At 68.8% G+C, this 21,719-nt stretch carries 19 protein-coding genes; 13 read left to right on the top strand and 6 right to left on the bottom strand.

Going from position 1 to position 21,719, the window contains the following annotated elements; all coding sequences use genetic code 11:
* Nucleotides 1-232 precede the first annotated feature (232 nt).
* Both ACIRG9_RS27820 and ACIRG9_RS27815 read left to right on the top strand, forming a co-directional pair.
* On the top strand, nucleotides 233-532 hold the full coding sequence (locus ACIRG9_RS27820) for a hypothetical protein (RefSeq protein WP_402862081.1): 300 nt from the start codon (nucleotides 233-235) through the stop codon (nucleotides 530-532).
* A complete protein-coding gene (locus tag ACIRG9_RS27815; RefSeq protein WP_402862078.1) occupies nucleotides 529-2,169 on the top strand; it encodes an amidase in 1,641 nt (546 codons plus the stop codon). Before ACIRG9_RS27820 ends, ACIRG9_RS27815 begins: the two co-directional genes overlap by 4 nt.
* Nucleotides 2,170-2,417: 248 nt before the next feature.
* Here the strand turns inward: ACIRG9_RS27815 and ACIRG9_RS27810 are convergent, their stop codons facing one another.
* Together ACIRG9_RS27810 and ACIRG9_RS27805 are read right to left on the bottom strand one after the other, a co-directional pair.
* Nucleotides 2,418-4,379, bottom strand: a complete 1,962-nt coding sequence (locus tag ACIRG9_RS27810; protein WP_402862075.1) for a multicopper oxidase family protein — start codon at nucleotides 4,377-4,379, stop codon at nucleotides 2,418-2,420.
* 343 nt (nucleotides 4,380-4,722) lie between these two features.
* Nucleotides 4,723-5,244: a hypothetical protein gene (locus ACIRG9_RS27805; protein WP_402862072.1), complete on the bottom strand. Its 522-nt coding sequence runs from the start codon at nucleotides 5,242-5,244 to the stop codon at nucleotides 4,723-4,725.
* 157 nt (nucleotides 5,245-5,401) lie between these two features.
* Here ACIRG9_RS27805 and ACIRG9_RS27800 point away from each other — a divergent pair, with 157 nt between their 5' ends.
* The 4 genes from ACIRG9_RS27800 (at nucleotide 5,402) to ACIRG9_RS27785 (ending at nucleotide 9,939) form a co-directional block, all read left to right on the top strand.
* Nucleotides 5,402-6,499, top strand: a complete 1,098-nt coding sequence (locus ACIRG9_RS27800; protein ID WP_402862069.1) for a peptidoglycan-binding protein — start codon at nucleotides 5,402-5,404, stop codon at nucleotides 6,497-6,499.
* A 34-nt stretch (nucleotides 6,500-6,533) separates the two neighbouring features.
* A complete protein-coding gene (locus ACIRG9_RS27795; protein WP_402862066.1) occupies nucleotides 6,534-7,685 on the top strand; it encodes an ABC transporter permease in 1,152 nt (383 codons plus the stop codon).
* A 71-nt stretch (nucleotides 7,686-7,756) separates the two neighbouring features.
* Nucleotides 7,757-9,283: a HAMP domain-containing protein gene (locus tag ACIRG9_RS27790; RefSeq protein ID WP_402862063.1), complete on the top strand. Its 1,527-nt coding sequence runs from the start codon at nucleotides 7,757-7,759 to the stop codon at nucleotides 9,281-9,283.
* Nucleotides 9,284-9,297: 14 nt separating this feature from the next.
* Nucleotides 9,298-9,939, top strand: coding sequence for a response regulator (locus ACIRG9_RS27785; protein WP_402862060.1), 642 nt, complete (start codon nucleotides 9,298-9,300; stop codon nucleotides 9,937-9,939).
* A 4-nt stretch (nucleotides 9,940-9,943) separates the two neighbouring features.
* On the opposite strand, the gene ACIRG9_RS27780 is transcribed toward ACIRG9_RS27785, so the two are convergent.
* A complete protein-coding gene (locus tag ACIRG9_RS27780; protein WP_402862057.1) occupies nucleotides 9,944-10,609 on the bottom strand; it encodes an ABC transporter ATP-binding protein in 666 nt (221 codons plus the stop codon).
* Nucleotides 10,610-10,839: 230 nt separating this feature from the next.
* Between ACIRG9_RS27780 and ACIRG9_RS27775 the strand changes: the two genes are divergently transcribed.
* Together ACIRG9_RS27775 and ACIRG9_RS27770 are read left to right on the top strand one after the other, a co-directional pair.
* Nucleotides 10,840-11,580, top strand: coding sequence for a glyoxalase (locus tag ACIRG9_RS27775; RefSeq protein ID WP_402862054.1), 741 nt, complete (start codon nucleotides 10,840-10,842; stop codon nucleotides 11,578-11,580).
* A gap of 145 nt (nucleotides 11,581-11,725) precedes the next feature.
* Nucleotides 11,726-12,415: a hypothetical protein gene (locus ACIRG9_RS27770; protein WP_402862051.1), complete on the top strand. Its 690-nt coding sequence runs from the start codon at nucleotides 11,726-11,728 to the stop codon at nucleotides 12,413-12,415.
* Between the two features lie 101 nt (nucleotides 12,416-12,516).
* Here ACIRG9_RS27770 and ACIRG9_RS27765 read toward each other — a convergent pair whose 3' ends face one another.
* On the bottom strand, nucleotides 12,517-12,987 hold the full coding sequence (locus ACIRG9_RS27765) for a hypothetical protein (protein ID WP_402862048.1): 471 nt from the start codon (nucleotides 12,985-12,987) through the stop codon (nucleotides 12,517-12,519).
* Between the two features lie 3 nt (nucleotides 12,988-12,990).
* Nucleotides 12,991-13,446, bottom strand: a complete 456-nt coding sequence (locus ACIRG9_RS27760) for a beta-galactosidase (protein WP_402862045.1) — start codon at nucleotides 13,444-13,446, stop codon at nucleotides 12,991-12,993.
* Between the two features lie 118 nt (nucleotides 13,447-13,564).
* Between ACIRG9_RS27760 and ACIRG9_RS27755 the strand changes: the two genes are divergently transcribed.
* The 5 genes from ACIRG9_RS27755 to ACIRG9_RS27735 are packed head-to-tail and all read left to right on the top strand — an operon-like array spanning nucleotide 13,565 to nucleotide 19,296.
* On the top strand, nucleotides 13,565-14,599 hold the full coding sequence (locus ACIRG9_RS27755) for a LacI family DNA-binding transcriptional regulator (RefSeq protein ID WP_402862042.1): 1,035 nt from the start codon (nucleotides 13,565-13,567) through the stop codon (nucleotides 14,597-14,599).
* Nucleotides 14,600-14,638: 39 nt separating this feature from the next.
* Nucleotides 14,639-15,907 carry a sugar ABC transporter substrate-binding protein gene (locus ACIRG9_RS27750; RefSeq protein ID WP_402862039.1) on the top strand — a complete coding sequence of 423 codons (1,269 nt, stop codon included), beginning with the start codon at nucleotides 14,639-14,641 and terminating at the stop codon, nucleotides 15,905-15,907.
* A 1-nt stretch (nucleotide 15,908) separates the two neighbouring features.
* Nucleotides 15,909-16,871 carry a carbohydrate ABC transporter permease gene (locus ACIRG9_RS27745; protein WP_402862036.1) on the top strand — a complete coding sequence of 321 codons (963 nt, stop codon included), beginning with the start codon at nucleotides 15,909-15,911 and terminating at the stop codon, nucleotides 16,869-16,871.
* Between the two features lie 2 nt (nucleotides 16,872-16,873).
* Entirely contained in the window at nucleotides 16,874-17,722 is an 849-nt protein-coding gene (locus ACIRG9_RS27740) for a carbohydrate ABC transporter permease (protein ID WP_402862033.1), read from the top strand.
* Nucleotides 17,723-17,751: 29 nt separating this feature from the next.
* Complete coding sequence (locus tag ACIRG9_RS27735; RefSeq protein ID WP_402862030.1) at nucleotides 17,752-19,296, top strand: glucoamylase family protein; 1,545 nt, start codon at nucleotides 17,752-17,754, stop codon at nucleotides 19,294-19,296.
* Nucleotides 19,297-19,609: 313 nt separating this feature from the next.
* On the opposite strand, the gene ACIRG9_RS27730 is transcribed toward ACIRG9_RS27735, so the two are convergent.
* Nucleotides 19,610-21,463 carry a xylan 1,4-beta-xylosidase gene (locus tag ACIRG9_RS27730; RefSeq protein WP_402862027.1) on the bottom strand — a complete coding sequence of 618 codons (1,854 nt, stop codon included), beginning with the start codon at nucleotides 21,461-21,463 and terminating at the stop codon, nucleotides 19,610-19,612.
* Nucleotides 21,464-21,719 lie beyond the last annotated feature (256 nt).

The following is a 21,719-nucleotide window of genomic DNA, read 5'->3' as shown; positions in this document are numbered from 1 at the left end:
GGGAATTGCCGACCGCGTGGAATGCCTCACCCTCACCCTGACGCGGCACGGTGCCTTACCCTGCACGACCCATTCCGGAAGCGCTCAGCGTGGTCCGCTGCCGTCCAGTTCGGACCGGGAGACTCAAAAGTCCCTCAATTTCGCCGCCCGAGGTGCGCCCTGGTGCGGTGACCGACCTAAGTTCGGCTCACTTCGATGGAACACGGCGACATACCTCCGCGAGAGGAGCACAATGGCACTCACGCCGCCCACCGACGCCGAACTGAATGTCTTGATCCGGGCTCGGCTGGCCGCTCTCGGCATCGACCTTGACCAACTTCCGCCCGGCACCACCCCCGACCCGGAGACCGGCGCGCCCGGCCGGGACTCCGTCCTCGCCTCGCTGCGCTCATTCCTCCGGGGCACCGTGTCGGCGCTGGCCGCCTACCAGTTGCCCGCCGGCGCGACGGATCCCGACACGGGGAAGGCTTTGTCGCAGCAACGAGTGCCGATCCTGTACCCCTCGAACAGCACGGAATGGCGGAAGGCATGAGCGTCGAACCACTTGACCGTTCGGTCGACCGCCGGGCCTTCCTGGCCCGCGCTGCCGCGCTGGCCGTTGCCTCCGCCGCGGGCGCCACCGTCGCCGCGCCCCCCATCGCGATGGCGAGCAACGCCCTGTTGGCCAGCCCGGGAGCGGGGAACAGAAACCGGGCGCTGGACCAGCCCAACGCCTACACCAAGCCCCGCCCGGAGGCGGCCGCGGATCCGGCCGAGCTGACCATCGCCGAGGCGGCCTGGCTCATCCGTGCCAACAAACTCACCGCCGAGCAGCTGGTCGAGGCATACCTGGCGCGGATCTCCGCGTACGACGGCATCTACCAGGCCTTCAACCTGGTGCTCGCCGACGCGGCCCTGGCGGCGGCACGCGATGCCGTCCGCGGGCCCCGGCACGGCGCGCTTCACGGCATCCCAGTGGTGATCAAGGACAACTACTACACCGAAGGCGTCCCCACCACCGCGAACTCCTTCCTGTTCAAGGACTTCGTGCCGCCGTACGACGCGACCGCCGTGGCCCGACTCAGAGCCAGCGGCGCGGTCATCCTCGGCAAGACGCAGATGGGCCCGCTGGCCACCACCCGCGCCACCACCCCGGCCGGCGTGATCACCACGGTGAATGCCTGGACGCCGACCAACCGCAACACCGACCCCGGCGGGTCCTCCACCGGCACCGCTACCGCGGTGGCCGGTCGCATGGCCACCTCTGGCATCGGCACCCAGACCGGTGGCTCGATCACCGCTCCGTCGAACGCCCAGAACCTGACCGGGCTCAAGCCGACCATGGGCCGTGTCTCGGCGGCCGGCATCATCCCGCTCACCTACACCCGCGATCACCCCGGCCCACTTGCTCGCGATGCCAAGGACGCCGCCATCATGCTGACCGCAATGGCCGGCGAGGACCCGGCGGACCCGCGCAGTCAAGGGCTGCCCGACGTGCCCAACCTCATCGACGCGGCCACTGCGGTGTACCAGAGGAACCGGGTCAAGCTGCGCTGGAACACCAGAATCGGCGTGTTGCCGGGATTCACCAACGGCACCTCGGCCACCGCGCTGGCCCGCCAGGCGTACCTGGCCCACCTTGCCACGATCCCCGGTGTCACGCTCGTGGACGTGCCCCTGCCCGACGAGTGGAGCCAGCTCACCGGCAGCACGTTCAACAATGTTCGCTTGACCGAGCGCAGCGAGCCGTTCATGCCGTACCTGCGTACCGACCTGCGCGGCTTCGGCGTATCGGTGACCAGCTGGCTGCAAGGAGCGTTGCTGGGCGGCAATGAGTTCCTCACCGGTCAGCGGGCCAAACTGCTGCTGATGGAACGGGTGCTCAACGACCTGTTCGACGCGTGTGATGTGGTGGTGCAGACCGACCCGGTGCCCTTCGACATCCTGGGCCTGCCAGAGATCGCCTTCCCGATCGGGTTCACCGCCGCCAAAGTGCCGATCGGCACCATCCTCGGCGGACTGCCGTACGCCGAGGATCGCCTGTTGTCGGTGGTGGCCGCCTACCAGGCGACGACGGACTGGCATCTGCAGCGGCCCGCCGATCCGCCCGCCGCACCCACGGCACGCTCGCAGGCCCCGGCTGAGGCGCCCCGGTTGACGGCCGAGCAGGTTGCTGAACTCACCCAGTAGCGCGGACGGAGGGCGGGAGGTTCCCGCCCTCCGTGTCGCACCTGCCTGAAAGGCGAGTTGCGGCGAGACCACAGCAGAGCAAGCAAGCTTCTCGTACGCAGCCCCGCTGCTGGTCCGTGTGCTGGCGCCGCCGGGTGGGTGCGCCGGTTTCGTTGTGGTGGCACCACCGCCCTGTGCTCGGAGCCATGCCCTGCCTACCAGCGTCGAGCGCGTGCCGGGTTCACCCTCGACCACGCCTCACAGGAGGGTTATTCCGGATGGTTGACGGTGCTGCGCCCGGTGCGGAAGGGCGTAGTGATGCCTGCGTAGCCCAGGTGCAGGATCATTCCGCTGGCGGCATGCTCAAGGTTGTGACAGTGATCCATCCAGATCCCGGGGTTGTCCGCCCGAAACGCAGCCCGGTAGGTCTCGCCTGGCCCGACGTCGAGAGTGTCGACCCACCACGGGCTCCCGCTCGCGGGCCGGCCGTTACGGTCCAACACCAGCATGTGGTGGCCATGCAGGTGCATCGGATGGTGCTGGCCACTGCGGTTGACGTAGGTGACCTCGACCAGGTCACCGGGGGAGACCATGAGCATCGGCACATCCGGGAACGACCGGTTGTTGAGCGTGTACCGCATCGTCGGGCGGCCGTCGTAGAACCCGAGGCGCTCGTCGACGCGTAGGGTGAAACGCCGGTCGACGTGGCTGGCCGCCCCGAACGGAGTGGCGGCAGGGGTGCCGTAGCGGGCCGGGTCCAGCAACGCCGGCACCGGACCTTCGCGGCCCGGGCCTGCGTTCCCGCCAGGGCTGTAGACGATCGTCGGGCCACCAGCGTGCAGGACTACCGGTTGGTCGGGCATGGTGAACGCGACATCGTAGCGGGCCCCACCGCCGACCAGGATCCGTACGCCGTCGAGAACGCTCGGTTCGTGCACGTCGGTGCCATCGATCGCGACGACCCGTACCGGGGCGCCGGTCAGGGTGAACGTGGCGGGCTTGCCGTCGGTATTGACCAGCCGCAGCCGCACCTGTCGGCCGGCCGGCACCTGTCGCCGCTGCACACCGGTGGTCACGCCGAGCGTCGCCACACCGTCCTCGTCGACCCAGCTGTGCCGCAGCACCGTCTCATCAACGGCATCGCCCTGCCCTGGCACCTCGGCGGGCAGGACCACGAGAGCCCCGAACAGGCCCCGACGGACCTGCACGGAGGACATCTCATGGGAGTGATACCAGTACGTGCCGATCTGCGTGGCCCGGAACCGGTACACGAAACGACCTCCCGGCGCGACGGCGTCCTGGGTCACCCCCGCGACCCCGTCCATCGCGTTGGGCACGTCCACGCCGTGCCAGTGCAAGGTCACTCCCACGTTTGGCAGTCGGTTGACCAACGTCACCTCCACCAGGTCGTCCTGCCGGACCCGCAGCTGCGGGCCAGGCGTCATCCCGTTGAACGTCCACGCCTCCACCTGTTGGCCCGAGTCCAGTTCGATCGTGGCGGCCTGCGCGGTCAAGGTGAACCGGCGTACCGGTACACCTTCGGTATCGGTGCCGGTCAACGTGGTCACACCGACACCACCGTGGTGGCTGTGGCTGATCATGCTGCCGCCGCCGATGTCGGCGGGGCCGCCGGTCATGCTGCTGCGTGCTGGCAGCCGGCTGGCGGTGGACATCGCCGCGAGCACCGCAGCGGCCACTGTGGCGCCGAGAAGGCCCTTCGCCGCGACACGCCACCACCGACCGGCCAAGCGCCGGCTCCACCGGGTCCGCCGCCACACCGATCTCACCGCGGCAATGCCGAGGACACCCACACCGGTCACCGCAGCGGAGCCCACGCCGGTCAGCTGCGCCGCACCGGCCACCAGCACCGCACCTACCGCGACCGTCATCGCCCAGTAGTCGCCGGGCCACCTGGCCACCCGCCACTCACCACCTGGCGGCCCCAGCATCGGGCGCACCCACACCCCATACACGGCCGCGACCACCACCAGCGCCGGGGCGACGAACACCAACCTCGGCCCGGCGAAGTCCCACCCGTTCGGCAGCAGGAGCAGAGCCGCAACAATCCGCAGCGCGGCCCCGCCGAGCAGCAGCCCGAACAGCAGACGCCACATCCGCGAAGGCCCTGAGCCTGGCGAGACCGACGGACGCACGCCAGCCCAGACCGCGACGGCAGCGGGCACAGCCAGCAACGCCATCACCATGTCGGTATAATGCACCCAGAGGAACACCTGAAACCCCTGCTCAACGTCGATGATCTAGCCGCCGCCACCGGACCATACCGGCGGCGCCACCAGCACGGCGGGCTTCGAGAGCGTCCAACATCCTGCCAACTGGCCGGAAAGTGGCACCGGACCGTGTCCTTCCCCGGAGCCATCGTAGGGTTGAGCTGCGGCTACAGGTGCCGGGACAAGCGCAGCCGCCGTTCGATCACGGTTGCGGAGTTGCCGGTGCAGCACAAGCGGCGGTCGACGTTCCTCAAGACCCTCGACGCGCTGAGCTGTAGCTGACCAGCCTCCGATCTCGGACTGCTGAGCAGTGGTCACCTCACGGCGTCGGCCCCAAGGGGGCGGCTCACTTGCGGTCGGCGTAGCGCGGCAGCTGAATATTGATGCCGTCATGCGGGCAGGACCGAAGCGGCGCCTCGATGAGCCGGTTGCCGTCCGGCGGCGCGTATCGGCCGGGAAGTGGGAACAACCCGTCCGAGGTCGGGTCCGGCCAATCGGAGAGACCGTGGTCGCGCATGCATTTCGCGAAGTCCCGCAACTTCGTTATGTCTACATGGGCCGCCTGTTCCGCGATGTTCTGATTGACGGCCCGCATTTGCCGATAGGCCGCCTCACACGCTGCGGGGGCCACCGGTTTGCCGGCCGATACCGGAAATCCCCAATCGCCGTTGGCGTCTTGAATCGGGTCCGGAAAGTTCGGCTGCCCGTTCTTCCGCATGCATTGGGCGAACTGGAGATAAGCAGATTTCTGATCGTCCTTCCCCAGCGGCGCTGAGGCCGCAGGGGTGGCGGAGTTGTGTGTGCCGCTGCAGCCCGCCAGAAGGAGGAGCGCAGCCGCTACTCCGATCACGCCACGAAGATTGTCCATGCCTTCACCATCGCGCGCCGAGGGCGCTCACGCTTCCCCATAATGTTCTGCTGCGGAGACCTCATTTGGGGGACTCGCTCTGACCCCCGAAAGAGTGGAAGAACGTGTGACGTTTTGGGGAGGTGCCGGTGGAGCCGGATCCGTCAACCTGAACGCCATGGCACGCGAAAAATCAGGCCTGCTGATCGCGGTGGGCGTATTCGTCACCGGACTGGCCGGCACGTTGGGCTGGCTGGTGCTCGGCGACAGATCCATACCTACGGGCCAACCCGTCCCGACCACGGTGCTGACCGGCCAGGCCAAGGTGGTGCGGGCGGATGTGGCCGAGCGCAACCAGTTCTCCGGATCGCTGGGGCACGCCGGTGCCTACACCGTGATCGCTCCGGCGAGCGGTACGTTGACCGGCTTTCGCGACGTCGGGCAGGTCGTGCATCAGGGCCAGAGCCTTTACGAGGTCAATGGGAAGCCGGTGGTCCTCATGTACGGCAAGGTGCCGGTATGGCGCGCCTTCTCGGCGAAAATGTCTGACGGAGCGGACGTGAAGCAGCTGCAGGCCGCGCTCAAAGCCTTGGGCTACGGACCGAACCTGCAGGTCAGCAACCACTTCTCCAGCCTTACCCACTGGGCGATCCGCCGCTGGCAGGCCGCAGCCGGTCTGCCAGTGACCGGCGAGGTGCCACTGGGGCAGATCGTGTTCCTTCCTCAGGCGATCCGGATCACCGGCCACAGCGTCGAACTCGGTGCTTCCGTGCAACCGCAGACCCCGGTCGAGACAGGTACCACCGAGCGGCGGGTGGTCATCGTCCAACTGCCTCCTGCCGACCTGCCGACCACGAAGGTCGGCGATTCCGTCATGGTATTGCTGCCCGACGGACACACCCAACGCCAGGGCCGGATCATCGCCGTCAGCGCGGCTGCCACGCCTACCGGATCGTCGAACGGCAGCGGCAGCGGCAGCGAGCCGACGGCCCAGGTCTCCATCGAAGTCGACGGCGCCATACCAGGATTCATCGAGCAGGCTCACGTGCAGGTATTCATCACCGCCGACCTGCACAAGGCCGTGCTCGCGGTGCCGATCGTCGCTCTGCGCGCGTTGCCGAACGGCCAGTACGAGGTGGTTGTGGTCGACAGCGGCGGCAGCCGGCATGTGCCCGTGACCGTCGGGCTTTTCGACGACATCGCCCGGCAAGCCGAGGTGTCCGGACCCGGCCTAAGCGAGGGCCTGCAGGTGGAGGTGCCGAGTGGCAGCGCCTGAACAACACCGGAGTACGCTGCGCCTCGCCGACCTGGTGCCGATCAGCACGTTGGGACTGCGGTCCCGCAAGCTGCGTGCGCTGTTGTCGGGCGTCGGGATCGCGATCGGCATCGCCTCCATCGTCGCCGTCCTGGGCGTCACTCGCTCCAGCGAATCCCATCTCCTCGCACAGCTCGACCTCCTCGGGACGAACCTGCTCACCGTCGTCAACGGCCAGGACACCAGCGGCAACGAGGCCGAACTTCCGGCCTCGGCCGCGTCGATGGTCCGGCTGATCCGGTACGCCCGAAGCGTGGCCCCCACCGCCCAGATCACCGACGCCAACGTCTACCGCAACGACCATGTACCAGAAGGGCTGGCCGGTGGTCTGGCGGTACGGGGGTGCGACGACAGCCTTTTGAGCACATTGGACGGATCGCTGCTCGCCGGTCGCTTCCTGGACGGCGGCGCGACCAACTCCACGGTGCTGGGATACGACGCCGCCACCACGCTCGGCGTGACGAACACCGGCCCCGACAGCCAGGTCTGGCTGGATGGACGCTGGTTCACGGTGATCGGCATCCTCAAACCCGTGCCACTGGCCCCCGAGATCGACCGGTCCGCGTTGGTGTCGTTCGCCGTGGCCACCCGGCTGCTCGGCTACGACGGGCATCCCAGCCGCATCTACCTCCGGGCCGACCCGGACCATGTGCCCGAGGTCCACCAGGTGCTGGCTGGCACCGCAAATCCGATGAACCCCTCGACCGTGGTCGTGAGCCGCCCATCGGACGCCCTCACCGCCCAGCTCGCCGTCAAGGACGCATCCGGCTCACTGATCCTGGGCCTCGGCGCTATCGCTCTGCTGGTCGGCATCATCGGTATTGCCAACATCATGATCATCTCAGTTCTGGAGCGGCGTACGGAGATCGGGCTGCGCCGTGCCTTGGGCGCCACCCGGCTTCACGTCGCCGCTCAGTTCCTGACCGAGTCGCTGGTGCTGTCCGTCTTCGGCGGTGTCGCGGGAATCGCGGTTGGCATATTCATCACCGGCGTCATGGCCCGGACCCATGGCTGGGTCGTCCTGATCCCGTCGCAGGCGCTGTGGGGCTGCGGTGCTGTGGCCGTCCTGTCCGGTGCAATCGCCGGGCTCTATCCCGCTCTGCGCGCCGCAGGCATTCCTCCCACGGACGCTTTGCGCACCACTTGACCCGGCCATCGCGACTGTAGCGTGGACGGCACTGGTAGGCCCTCGACGGCGCTCATCACAGGAGGCGGCCGATGTTCTCGCGGTTCGGGCTGCGTTTCCGGATGGCCGCCTCCTACGTGGCCGTGTCGGCCGCGGCCGTGCTGATCGTCGAGGGCATTCTGCTGGCGATCGCCGTTCCGCAGATCGAATCCGCTCGTCACAGCGCGCAGACCGCCGAGCAGCAGGCGAAGCGGGCCGAGACCAGCCAGGCTCAAGCCAAGGCACGAGTCGCCGCGATCGGAATCGCATCGACTGTCGGGTCGTCCGCGAGCTTCCTCGCTACCGGCCAGCCAGAGCTGAGCGACGGCAGACTGTTGGCCAAGGCAGCCAAGAAGCTGGACACGTCCTTGATCGGGAGCCCAAACACGACGGACGGTGGCGAAGCCTCGACCGGACCGAACCCGGACACCACCGAGGCGACGATGGCAGTGGCAACCGTCGGCGGCGACATTGTCCTGGCGATGGGGATCAGCACGCCGACCATCCCGGCGGAGGCGCTGTCCGGCGGCGCACGCATCGGGTTGAAGACCGTCGATGGCCGAACCCGGGCCTGGGCCGTCCAGCCCATCGCCATCACCAACGCCTCGGACGAGCCCGGCGCCCGGACCATCGGGCTGGCTTACGAGGAACTGCCGAGCCCACCCGCCGACACGGCGACCACACCGATCTCGAACAGCCAGAGGCCGATGACCGAGAGCGTCACCGGGCTGATTACCGCCGGAGCTCTGATTCTCGTATTGCTGGTCCCGGTCGGCGCTCTCTTCGGCCTGTTCAGCACCGGCCGGTTGATCCAGCGGATTCGGCGGCTGGCACTCGGCACCGAGGCGATGGCGGACGGCGACCTGCGATCCCGCATTCCCATCTCCGGAGGCGACGAGGTCGGCCAGCTCGAGCACGCGTTCAACACCATGGCCGAGCGCCTGGAACAGGCCATCACAGCCGAACGGGACGCCGCCGGCTCAGCGGCCCGGCGCGCCGAGCGTACGCGGATCGCCCGCGAGCTGCACGACTCGATTTCCCAGGACCTGTTCTCGGCGAGCCTGGTGGCCGGCGGGCTGCGCAAGGCGCTGCCGTCCGAGACGTTGCTGTGGCGCCAGGCCGGATCCATGGAGGTCACCCTGGAACGGACCCGCAGGGAGATGCGAGCGATGCTGATGGAACTGCGGCCCGTCGCGCTGGAGGACGCGGGCCTTGCCGCCGCGCTGGAAGAGATGTGCCGGGCGTACGAGGCCCGGCTCGGAATCCCGATCACCGCACGGATCGAGCTGACGGACGTGATTCCCGCGGTCGAGCACGCGGTGCTGCGTGTGGTCCAGGAAGCGCTCGGCAACGCGGTACGCCACGGCAATCCCACGACGATCGAAGTAGAGGTGACCGGTGCGGGAGAGAAGGTCACCTTGACGATTCGAGATGACGGAACAGGCTTCGACCTCGAACGCGTCGCGGAGCGGCGCGGGATGGGACTCGATCTGATCCGGGAGCGGGTCGAGGAACTGGGCGGCACCGTCCACGTAGTCACTGCCCCACAACAGGGAACGACGGTACGGGTGATGTTGTGATCAAGGTACTTCTGGTGGACGACCACCAGGTCGTACGCGAGGGCCTGCGGTTCGTGCTGGAGCAGGAGCCCGACATCGAGGTGATCGGCGAGGCTGCCGACGGGCGGGCGGCCCTGCAGGCGATCCGCGACCTGACGCCGGATGTGATCCTGCTGGACATGATGATGCCCGTCCTGGACGGCAGCGGCGTGCTGAACATGCTGCGGCACGCGGAATCCAGCCCAGCGGTGGTGGTGCTGACCTCCTATCCCGGCGAGGACGCGGCGATCGCGACGGTACGCGCTGGCGCACTGTCCTATCTGCCCAAGAGCTCCGCGATCGACCGTGTCATCGGCGCGGTACGAGCAGCCGCGGCGGGCGGCAGCGTACTGGAACCTGGGGTCACCGCCGCGCTGGTCAGTCAGCTGCGCGAGCTGGAGGGCGCGGGACCGCTCGGCCGATTGTCGGCTCGGGAACGCGACGTGCTCGCCGAATTGTCCCGGGGACGGTCCAACCGCGAGATTGCGCGAGCCCTGCTGCTCGGCGAGCAGACCGTGAAATCCTACGTCTCCAGCATTCTCACCAAACTTGACCTGAAAGACCGCACGCAAGCCGCGATTTTCGGCCTCCAGCAAGGCGTCGTGCCGCTCGGCGAGGCGCTGCGCTCGGACGAGTGACGGGTCAGCCGACCAGCCGGCCGTCGCGCATCATCACATGCCGATGGCAGGCGCCCGCCACGGCCGGCTCGTGGGTCACGATCACCATCGTCACGCCGCCCTGATTGAGCTCACCGATCAGCGCCATGATCTCCTTGCCGGTGGCCGAATCCAGGTTGCCGGTCGGCTCGTCGGCGAACACGATCGCCGGGCGCCCCACCACCGCACGGGCGATCGCAACGCGCTGACGCTCACCGCCCGACAGCTTGGTGACCCGGTGGCGGACCCGGTGCCCGAGGCCGACCTGATGCAGCGCAGCCTCGGCCGCGGCCCGCCGGGTGCCGGCCGGGACACCGCGGTACAGCAGTCCCTGCGCCACGTTGTCCACGGCGTTCAGCGCCTCCAGCAGGAAGAACTGCTGGAAGACAACGCCGACCCGGTGCGCCCGCAGCCCGGCGAGTTCGCGGTCACGCAGCGCCTCCACGGGTTGGCCATCGAGGCGTACCGAACCTTCCGTCGGACGGTCGAGCGCCGACATGAGGTTCAGCAGCGTCGACTTGCCCGAACCGGAAGCGCCAGTGATGGCGAGCATCTCGCCCGGCTCGACGGCGAGGCTCACCCCGCGGACCGACTCGACGGGCGGCTCACCGGGATAGGTCTTGCGTACGTCATGCAGCTCCAGGACCGGCATACGTCAATGATCGCGACCCGCCCGTCCCGGCTGCACCCCAAAACGTGGGCAGCGGGTGGGTCCCTTTGGGGGTGAGGAACTGCCGCCGCCGCAATGCGGCATGAGGCGTGCGCGACGGCGCAGCCCTGTCACGTCCGAGCAGCGATCGTCGAGTTCTCGCATGTGCGTGATGGTCGCGGGTTTGGCAGACTGCTGCGTCGAATGCCCGTCGAACAAATGAGGTGCTGACGATGTTTGACGAAGGTGTCCAGCCCAACGAGACGACCGTGCCGATGCTGCCCTGTGTGGCGCCGGAGGAAACCCTGGCATTCTGGCGCGCCCTGGGCTTCGCCGTGACCTACGAACAGACGAAGCCCTACCTGTACCTGGCGTTCCGGTGGCGCGGATTCGAGCTGCACTACGGGCGCGCGTCCAGCAACCTGGACCCGTCGGAGAACACCGGCGGGTGCCTGGTAATGGTCGATGCGGTCGCGCCGTATCACGCAGCGTTCATCGACGCGATGCGCCGCACGTACGGAAAGGTGCTTGCCAAAGGGCTACCTCGGATAACGCGGTACCGGCCCGGCGCCTCACGGTTCACCGTCACGGACCCGTCGGGAAACTCGATCATCTTCATCCAGCGGGATGAGCCGACGGAGTTGGATTACGGCGGCTCCACGCAGCTGCAAGGGCTGGCAAGGGTTCTGGACAACGCACGGATCCTGCGCGAGTTCAAGAACGACGACCGGGCCGCCTTCCGAGCCTTGAACTCGGGACTACGCCGCCACGGCGACAGCGCGCCGCCCGTGCAGCAGGCAGTGGCGCTGGCCGTGCTCATCGAGCTGTCGACGGCACTGGAAGAGTCGGATCGGGTACCGGAGTGGGGCACCAGGCTCCGGCAACTCAGCCTGACCAACGAGGAGCGTCGTCAGGTCGAGTCCGCCATTGCCGATCCCACGCTGCTCGAGCAATGGATGGCCGACACGGCCTGACGCACCGGCCACGGTGTGACGCCGATGAGGAAGACTCCACAGCGTCATAGCAGCGCAACCCGGTCAGGTTCGTCGGTTGGCGTTCGTAACGTACGCCGTGGATTTCGCTGGTCCGCGGGTGCGGGCCGCCTCAGCGACTCGACGGATGCATACCGACATGGGCGCGGCCGTGGGCCTCGGGCATGATCAAGGTGTGGCGAACAACGGGGTGATGACCGCCGTCGAACGACGGGAGGTGGCGGTGGTGGCGGGGGATGCTGAGCGCCGCCGACTGGTCCGGGTAAGTGTGGCCGCCGGGATCTGGGCTCTGTGGTACACGATCTACCGCGGCTACTACGCGGCCGGTGGTACGGCGTTCCTGCCGGGAACGATCCGGGAGGGCTCGCAAGCTGAGTTCCGGCTCGTCAACCTGGTCGGCGCCGTCATCATTGGTGTCGCCGCCGTCCTGCCCGTCGCCATACTGCCCTTGTGGCCGCGTCGTTGGCCGCGCCGGATGCTGTTGGCTCTGTGCTGGGTGGTTGCGGTGGGCTGCTGCATGCACGCGCTCGTCGCCATGACCCAGCGGGTGCTCAGCCTGACCGGGACGGTGGACATCGACTATCCGCCGATGTGGGCATCGGTGAATCATCGGGTTGCTGATCTGCAGGACTTGTTCTTCAACGAGCCGTGGTTCCTGGTGGAAGGGTTGGCCTTCGGTGTGCTCGGCTGGATCGGCCTGGGTGCGGGCCGGGCACGGAGGTGGTGGACGCTGTCCGCTGTCACGGCGATCGTCGCGCTACTCGTGCTTGGCGTGCTTGTGGTGGCGGGAGTCGTCGGGAGGACGATCATTCTTTGAAGCGCCGGCCGGGGCATGTCCGCAGGATCAGCCGATGCTGACCCGGACCGGTTCGCCATCCGGGGCCCGGACGGTCAGGGTGGTCTGACCGTCGGCCACGGTCACCTCGCCCCGGTCGGCGCGTACGGATCTCTCGGTGGTGAACACGGCGACATCCTCGGCCTGGGTCGGCCGGAGCAGCGTGAAGCAGCCGTTGGCCGGATCGGTCCACGGTTGAGGTGAGCAGCAGCCCGGGTTCGCTTGCGTCGTGCTGGAGCCGGGGCCGTCGCGTACCGGCGGTAGCGGTCCCGCATGTAGCGCCCGAGGTCGTCGTGCAGCGCCAGCGAGCGTTCCTCGACCGGGGTACGCAGCGCGGCAGACCACGCCGCCGGATCGGCTGGGTCGGCGCCGATCCGCGCCGCGGCGGTGTCCTTGCCGTACCGCTCGACGGCCCATCGTGCCAGGTCGGCGCAGAGGCCATCGGTGAGGTCGGGGGAGTTGGTCACCCAGGACAGCGTCCCGATCTCGTTGTCCAGTTGGACCGCCACCACGGGGTCGCCGCGCGGCGCGAGCCGCTCCGCGACCAGCGGCATCACCTAGGCGTACCAGCCGTCAGCCGCGGCGAGGAACTCGGGCGCGAGGTAGTCGATGGCGCGGGTGCTGATCGGCGCGCCGTCCCAGGTGGTGGGGAGCAGATGGGGATGCTCGTCGTACACCCGGTGGGGGATGCCCTCGTTCTTGAGCTCGGCCATGACGAACGGGCCGGGGCGGACCACGGCCCGCAGCCCGTGCTGGTGCGCGAGGTCGAGGAAGCCGGTCAGGTCGCGCTGCTCGTGGGTACGCCCGGTCAGGTCGGCCGAGCCGTCGGGGAGTTCGTGCCACAGCCACGGCACGTAGGTGGCGACGGTGTCGCCGCCGCAGTCGCGGAGCCGGTCGAGCCGGTCTGCCCAGTCGGCCCGGGCGAGGCGGAAGTAGTGCACCTCACCGGCGAGCAGCAGCTCGGGCCGGCCGTCGACGAGGATCCTCCGATCCCGGAGCAGCACTTCTGTCATATGGGCAGAGCTCCTCACCCGGGAGATTGTGGATCAGAGACTTGTGAACTTCGTCTCGGCTGCCTATGGTCGGCTGAAACCGGTTTCTGTCAGCTGAACGTTACGGATCGAGGGAGCGATGAGCAACAGCCGCATGACGGTTCGCGAGATCGCGAAGCTCGCCGGCGTCTCCGTGGCCACCGTCTCCCGGGTCTCCAACGGCACCGGCCAGGTCTCCGAGGAGATGCGCCGCCGGGTGCTGAACGCGATCGAGAAGCACGGATATCGCCCCGACCACCTCGGTCGGGCCCTGGCCGCAGGCCGGCACGGCGCTCTCGGCCTGGTCTTCCCCGGCCTGTCCGGCCCCTACTTCACCGAACTGATCCAGGGCTTCGAGTCTGAGGCGGTGCCATCCCGGGCCAGCGTGCACATCCTCTGCACGCACCTGCGCTCCGACTCCGACGACCAGGTGCTGGAGATGGGCCGCCGGGTGGACGGTATCGCCGTCATGGGCGGCACCATCTCCGACGAGACGCTGCTCCGGCTCGCCAAGATGGTCCCCGTGGTGGTGGTCGCCGGCGAGGGTCCCGGCGACATCCCCTCGGTACGCGCCGACAACGCCGGCAGCATGCTGGCGCTCACCCGGCACCTGCTCGCCGACCACGACCTGCGCGATCTGGTCTTCGTCGGGAACCCGGCGGGTTCGCCTGACGTCAGTGAACGCTGGGCCGCCTTCCGGCGGGCGCACCGCGACCTCGGCATCGAGCCGCCCGCCGAGCCGGTCGCGGTCAGTATGCAGCAGGCCGACGGGGTGCTCGCCGCCGACCAGTTGCTGGGCGGCGGCAGGCGCCGGCCCGCGGGGGTGGTCTGCGCCAACGACGAGACCGCTCTCGGTGTGCTGGTCGGTGCCCTCGGCCGGGGCCTGCAGGTGCCGCAGGACCTGATCCTCACCGGCTTCGACGACATGCCGGCCGCCGCCCTCGTCACCCCCGCCCTGACCACGGTCCGGCAACCCGTCCGCGAGCTCGCCGCCGAGGCGGCCCGGCTGATCCTGCGTGCCGCCAGCCAGCCCGGCGACACCTCTGCGGGCAGTCTCGTGCTGCCCACCGAACTCGTCCTGCGCCGCAGTTGCGGCTGCCCGGCGCCCCGACCGGAGGTACCGGCAGGTGAATAGCTCACACCCTGGAAAACCACCAACCCCTGGAGGTACGACATGAGAAGCAGGCGGTTAGCCGCCGCGGCTGGGGTCGTTCTGGCCGCGTCGGTCGCGTTGGTCGGTTGTGGCCGTGACTCCGGCGGCGGCCAGGAAGAGGCGAAGTCCGTCGGCGCAGGCAAGGCGAGCGGGGACATCACCGTCTGGGCGATGGGCACCGAAGGCGAGAAGCTTGCCGAGTTCGCGAAGGAGTTCTCCACCGAGAACCCCGACGCCAAGGTCTCGGTGACGGCGGTGCCCTGGGACGCGGCGCACCAGAAGATCGCGAGCGCCATCGCCGCGAAGCAGACGCCGGACGTGTCGATGATCGGTACCACCTGGCAGGGCGAGTTCGCCAAGACCGGCGCGCTCGACCCGACCCCGCCGGATCTGATCAAGAAAGACGACTTCTTCCCCGGCGCCTGGGACACCACGATCGTCGACAGCACCCCGTACGGCGTCCCGTGGTATGTCGAGACCCGGCTGATCTACTACCGCAAGGACCTGGCCGCCAAGGCCGGGTTCCCGGACGGCCCAAAGACGTGGGACGACCTCAAGGCCATGGCCAAGGGCATGAAGGAGAAGGCCGGCGCCAAGTGGGGCCTCAACCTCCAGCCCGGCAAGACCGGCAGTTGGCAGTCGGTCCTGCCGTTCGCCTGGTCCAACGGCGCCGACGTGGCCAGCGCAGACAAGCTGAGCTTCGACACCCCGGAGATGACCGAGGCGCTCGGCTACTACCAGTCCTTCTTCAAGGAGGGCCTGTCCCCGACCGCGCTGCCGGAGGGCTCGCTCGAGCCCGGCTTCGTCAACGGTGAGATCGGTGCGTTCATCTCCGGCCCGTGGCACATGGGCATCGTCGAGGAGCAGGGCGGCGCCGGCTTCAAGGACAAGTACGCGGTCGCGCAGATGCCGACGAAGAAGGCGTCGACCTCGTTCATCGGCGGCAGCAACCTCGCGGTCTTCAAGGACGCCAAGAACCGTGACGGCGGCTGGAAGTTCGTGCAGTGGCTGAGCAAGCCCGAGGTGCAGGTCAAGTGGTACCAGGCGGTCAAGGACCTGCCCGCCGTCCAGTCGGCCTGGACCGACTCGACGCTCACCGGCGACACGTTCCTGGCCGCGTTCGGCCAGCAGCTCAAGAGTGCGAAGGCACCGCCGTCGATCCCGACCTGGGAGCAGATCGCGGCCGCTTTCGACCTCGAGGTCGAGAAGCTGTGCAAGCAGAACGCTGACCCGGCCGCGACCGCGAAGGCGATACAGGAGAAGGCGAGCGCCATCGGAACCGGCAGCTGACATGACCGGCGCGTCCGCGGCGACGGCACCGGCGCGACCGGTCGGGGCGACCAGCCCCGACCGGCCCGCCGGGTCGGTCCGGCGGCGACAGCGTCTGCGGCGGGCGCTGACCGGCTGGGCCTTCTCCGCGCCCTTCACCGTGCTGTTCGCAGTGTTCATGGCGCTGCCGGTGGTGGCGTCGCTGGTCATGAGCTTCACCGACCTGCGCTCCACCGACCTGCGCAACCCGCTCGCCGTCAACGTCGTCGGCCTCGACAACTACACCCGTCTGTTCTCCGACGACCTGTTCCTGCGCTCGTTGGTCAACACGCTGGGCTTCGTCGTCGTCGGGGTGCCGCTGACGATGGTGCTGGCGCTGGCCGCAGCGACGGCGCTCAACTCCGGGCTCGTACGCTTCCGCGCGCTGTTCCGGGTCGGTTTCTACCTGCCGGTCGTGGCCAGCATCGTGGCGATCTCGGTGGTCTGGCGCTTCCTGCTCGACCCCGAGGTCGGGCTGGTCAACAACCTGTTGCGACTGGTCGGGATCGACGGGCCGAACTGGCTGTACGACACCAAGCTCGCGCTGCCGTCGCTGATCGTCATGGCGGCGTGGCGCAACTTCGGCTTCCTGATGGTGATCTTCCTGGCCGGACTCCAGGCGGTGCCGGCCGACCTCTACGAGGCGGCGACGCTCGACGGCTCGACGCGGTGGCAGCAGTTCCGCAACGTCACCCTGCCGATGCTCCGGCCGACGCTGCTGTTCGGCGGGGTGGTCACCGGCATCGGCTATCTCCAGTTCTTCGAGGAGCCGCTCGTCATGACGCAGGGCGGCCCGCTGTCCTCGACGCTGTCGGTCTCGTTCCACATCTACAACCAGTTCGGCTTCGGCAACTACGGCTATGCCGCCGCTGCCAGCTACGTGCTCTTCCTCGCGATCGTGGCGCTGTCGTTCGTGCAGTTCCGCCTGCTGGGGGAGAGGAACTGACGATGGCCACGATGAACACCGCCCTGCGCACCCGTGACCGGGTCGCCAAGATCGTGCTCTACGTTGTCCTGGCCCTCGGGCTGCTCGCGGTGGCCGGGCCATTCGTCTGGATGGCGATCTCGTCACTCAAGCCGGAGCGGGAGATCCGCGACGTGCCGCCGACATGGTGGCCCGAGACGGTCACGCTCGACAACTTCCGCGGGTTGTTCTCCCGGCTCGACTTTCCGCTCTACTTCTTCAACTCGGCCCTGGTCGCGGCCCTGGTCATGGTCGGCAACCTGCTGTTCTGCTCGCTCGTCGGGTATGCGCTGGCCAAGCTGCGCTACCCCGGCAAGCGGGCGCTCCTCCTAGCCGTGCTCGGCATGCTCATGGTGCCCGGCATGGTGACGTTCGTCCCGCAGTTCGTGCTGGTCAGCAACATGGGCCTGACCAACACGTACGCCGGTCTGATCCTGCCGTTCCTCGTCGGGCCGTTCGGTGTCTTCCTCATGCGGCAGTTCCTCCAGTCGATCCCCGACGAGCTCATCGAGGCGGCCCGGGTCGACGGCGCCGGCGAGTTCCGCATCTTCTGGCGGGTGGTGCTGCCCTTGTGCCGGCCGGCCCTGGCCGCCCTCGGGATCCTCACGTTCCTCGCATCCTGGAACAACTTCCTGTGGCCCCTCGTGGTCGCCACCACGGAGGACAAGTACACGTTGCCGGTCGCCCTCGCGCTCTACAGCGTCGGCGAGAACGAACGCAACTACGGCCTGCTCCTCGCCGGCGCGGTCGTGGTCGTGCTCCCGGTCCTCGTCGTGTTCGTGCTCCTCCAGCGGCACTTCCTGCGCGGCATCGCGACCACGGGAATCAAGTAATCCATCCCCGGAACCAGACAAGGAGACCCATGCGACGCCTTCTCGCACCACTCCTCGCGCTGGCACTCGTGCTGACAGGCGGCTCGGCCGCCGTCGCGGCACCCGACGAGCGCGGCGCCGACCGGGCACTGCTCGGTTACGCCAAGGACACGTGGCGGTCGATGGCTGCCATGACCGACCCCGGCACCGGCCTCGTCGCCGACAACATCACCGGTGATCTGGCCGCCGGCGGCCGTGCCACCTACACATCGCCGACCAACATCGGCGGCTACCTGTGGTCGGCCGTGGTCGCCAGCAAGCTCGGCATCATCTCGCGTCCGGAAGCCCGCGAACGGATCGCCAAGACCCTCGACACGCTCGCCCGGCTCAAGCACCACACCGCGTCGGGCATGTACTACAACTGGTACGACCCGCGGGACGGCTCGGTCGTCACGGTCTGGCCCGACAACGGCAACACCGTGTACCCGTTCCTGTCCAGCGTGGACAACGGCTGGCTCGCGGCCGCGCTCAACGTGGTCAAGGGCGCCGTGCCAGAGCTGCGCGGCAAGGCCGACGCGATCCTGCGAAAGATGAACTTCGGCTTCTACTACAACCCCACGGCGGCGACCCCGTTCGGGGCCAGCGGCCTGATCGCCGGCGGCTTCTGGGACGCGCCACCCCCCGGGTGCTCTCAGCAGCGCGACGGCGTCTGGTTCACCTGCAACCACTACGACATCACGGTCACCGAACCGCGCATAGCGACGTACCTCGGCATCGCGATGGGTCAGATCCCGCCAAAGGCCTACTACAACACCATGCGCACCCTGCCGGCCACCTGCGACTGGAGCTGGCACGAGATGCAGCCCGTCGGCTTCAACACCTCCTACGAGGGCGTTCCCGTGTACGAGGGCGCGTACCAGTACCGCGGCATCCAGTTCGTACCCAGCTGGGGCGGCGACATGTTCGAGGCGCTGATGCCCGACCTGTTCGTGCCCGAAGCACGGTGGGCACCCAACAGTTGGGGCCGCAACCATCCCGCGACGGTCGCCGGCCAGATCGAGCACGGGATGAATGACGCCGGGTACGGTTACTGGGGCTTCTCCCCAGCCAGCGACCCGGCCGGCGGTTACCTGGCCTGGGGCGTCGACGCGATGGGCATGGACACCGACGGCTACCCGTCCGATATGGAGCGCTCGAAGTACGACGCCGGGTTCGGCGACTGCCGTTCGGCCGGCCCGGACCCCGACTACGGCGACGGCGTGGTGACCCCGCACGCGGCGTTCCTCGCTCTCCCGTACGCCAAGGGAGCGGTCGTCGACAACCTCGCCCGGCTCAGGGCCAACTTCGATTCGTACGGCCCCGGCGGCTTCTACGACGCGATCGCGGTCGGCAGCGGCACCGTGGCCAAGCGCCACCTCTCGCTCGACCAAGCCATGATCATGGGGGCGCTCGGCAACGAGCTCGCCAACGACCTTGTCCGCCGCGCGTTCGTCTCGCCGGAGTTCGAACGCCGGATTCGCCCGCTGATCGCACAGGAGACGTTCAACGTTCCGGCCAACCAGAACCTTCCGCAGCTGCGCGGGGCCGCTTCGTGACGCTGGGTGACATCGTGGCGCAGGTGTAGGTACCTGTCCAACCCGTGGATCGTGCCATGAGGGCGTGCGTCGTTCGGTCAGGCACGGGCCCCGGTCCCCCTTGATCGGGGAAGTAGGCCCTCAGCAACAGCTGAGGGCCTACTTCCCGAAGCGCGATCTGGCGAGAGACCGCACGAGCCCCCAGAACCGCACGGCCGTACCCGTCAACGGCTGGGTCGTCGACGGCGACGCCGCCAGAATCTTGCCTCCCGGCTCCCTGAGCAGGCCACGGTCGCGCAGGAGACAAGGCATTGATGGGACGGGGCGGGCCCCCTCAAGCCCCGGAGACCTCGACCAGCACCGCGCCGGGTTGCGGCAGGACCAACTCGATCACCGCGGCCCCGTCCTCAACGTCCGGCTGCACCTTCTCCGCCGTGAGCTGGTCAGCGGCGCGTACGGCCGCCCACTGCTCGTCGGTCGGCCAGTCGGCGACGCCCAGCCGGTCCGCGAGGGTGGTGATGTCGCCGTGCTCCCGGTCCAGCCGGGTGACGAGCGCCGGCCGCCCGGCGGCATGGTCGATGACCAGCCTGATCCGCCGGGCCAGCGCCGGATCCCCGTCCCGCTTGCTCTGGTCGAGGGTGGACACCCAGACCAGGACGGCGAGGCTCCCGTCCGCGCGCCGACTGGCCCAGGCCTGCACCAGGCCGTCGGCGCCGTCGCCGACAGCCCGCACCGGCAATTCGGTCTCACCCAGCTGGGCGAGCATGCGCAGCGCGTGGTACCGCGGCTTGGCGATGCCGCCAACGGTGAGCAATCCGAACCCACCATGTAGCAGCCTCGGCGGTCGGCCGAGTTCCTCGAAATGGTCGCTGGCTACCCAGTAGGACAGTGCGTCGACCCTGCCGGCGGCTGACCGCATGCCGGTGAGCAGGAACGTGGCAGCCGAGGTGCCGTCGTTGACCGGGTGGAAGTGGGTGGGGGTGACGCCCCACTCGGTCCACAGGATCCGCGCGTCCGGGAAGCCGAAGCGGGCCAGCGTGGGCCGCAGGTCCAGGGGCGGGCTGCCGTACGTGTGGGTGGAGATGAAGTCGACCGGCGCCCCGGATCGGACGGCGTGCTCCAGCAGCGCGTCCACCCAGCCGGCGGCCGCCGAGGACGGGCCCCCGACCGGGATGCGCGGGTCGACGTCTTTGACGGCGCGGGCGGTCACGTCGTACAGCCGCAACCACTCCTCCCGGCTGCCGGACCAGAAGACCTCCAGGTTGGCCTCGTTCCACACCTCGAAGTCCCAACCGAGCACCTGCTCGCCGTACCGGCCCAGCAGGTGGGCCACCAGCGCCCGGACCAGGCCGGACCATCGGTCCCAGTCGCGGGGCGGGGAAATGATGCCCCGGTATTCGAAGACCGTCCGTTCCGGGTCGCTGGCCAGGGCGCGGGGCATGAACCCGATCTCCACCACCGGCGTCATTCCGATGCCCAGGAGCAGGTCGTAAACCCGGTCCACCCGGCTGAAGTCGTACACCGGCTCGCCGTCGACCTCGCGGTAGACGCCGAGGTCGTCATGCAGGATCGAGTGCGCCCGCACGGTGGTCACGCCGATCTCGTCGCGTACCCGGCGGAGCGCGGCCAGCAGCTCGGTGCCGATCTCCCGGCCGCCGGAGCGGTCCCGGCAGAGCAGTTGGGACAGCCGCTCGCTGCCGATCATCGGCTGCCAGGGCCGGTGCAGGTCGGTGCCCGCGGCTTCCGGGTCGAGGTGCAGCGTGACGGTGGGCGGATCACCGGCGGCCGGCAGGGCGGTAGCCGGGACCGGGTCGCTCAGTGCGCCGGTCACGGTCACCTCGGGTACGGCGGCCACGGCGTACCCGTACCGTTCGCCGGGGGTGCCGGTGGTGTCGACGTACCAGGTGTCGGGAACGGAGAGCACATCTCCGCCGAGGTGGTCCACCGGGGTGAACGGCCCAGACACCCGGTCGCCGTCCAGCGTTGCACGATGCACCAGGTAGCCGACCGCGCCGTCGACGGGCTGCCAGGAGAGGCGGACGTGTCCGTGGCCGGGGGTGGCGGTCAGCCCGGCCGGCGGTGGCAGGTCGGGTAGCGCGGCCGTGCCGTCTTCGTCGCTGCGGCGGGCGATGCGGGCTTCCCAATCGGTCCGGGCGTCGGACGGCTCGGGTCCGCTGGCGTTCGTCACCGGGTACCTCCTGACGGTCGTGGTTGATCCGGTTCGAGGACTGTAACCGGTTACCGTCGAAGGTGCGATCCGCCGAGGTCACGGAAGTCGGCGGGAGTTGTCACGCAGCCGTGTCTATCGACGCGGCCCGCAGCGTGGCGACCGTCCGGGCGTACGTGACCGCCCTCCTCCACCGGCATCTGCGCGGAGCCGGTGGCACCCTGTCGGGCCAGCCGTCACCCGATACCTGGACATGGTGATCGTGGCGCAGCGGGTA

It is taken from the genome of Micromonospora sp. NPDC093277 (assembly GCF_044765245.1).
Classification (GTDB): domain Bacteria; phylum Actinomycetota; class Actinomycetes; order Mycobacteriales; family Micromonosporaceae; genus Micromonospora.
This window is presented reverse-complemented; position numbering and strand designations above follow the sequence as displayed.